Origin of the sequence: Adlercreutzia equolifaciens, assembly GCF_029076695.1 — a bacterium.
Taxonomy (GTDB): domain Bacteria; phylum Actinomycetota; class Coriobacteriia; order Coriobacteriales; family Eggerthellaceae; genus Adlercreutzia; species Adlercreutzia equolifaciens_A.
The window spans coordinates 1-322 of sequence record NZ_JARFIK010000228.1 but is presented as its reverse complement, the minus strand read 5'-3'; the positions used below and the strand labels follow the sequence as shown (position 1 = coordinate 322).

The window sequence follows — 322 nt, the reverse complement described above, 5'->3', positions numbered from 1 at the left end:
GTCCGACAGGCCGGGCGTGCCCTGCTCCTTCACAAACACGTAGTCGTTCTTGGTGTCGACCTCGATGCCAGTGCCCATGAGCCACGCAGAGGACAGGCTGCCCGTACCCGCCAGCGCTTCGGCCGGTGTCTTGGCGTCCACCGCATTCGACGGAATGTACTGGAAGCTATTCACATCCATACCGGCGGCGGCACCGAAACCCTCGATGAAGGGCAGCAGCATGGAGATCTGCGGGTTAGCGCAATAGTCAACCGACGGGCTGCCGCCCACGCCCAAGTACTTCAGCTGTGCCTTGTTCAGATTGTTCAGCGTGATGGTGAAG

General features: G+C 60.9%; 1 protein-coding gene. It reads right to left on the bottom strand.

From position 1 onward, the window contains the following. Positions 1-322: hypothetical protein (locus PZH32_RS12170; protein ID WP_275208516.1), on the bottom strand; the 322-nt coding region annotated here is incomplete at both ends.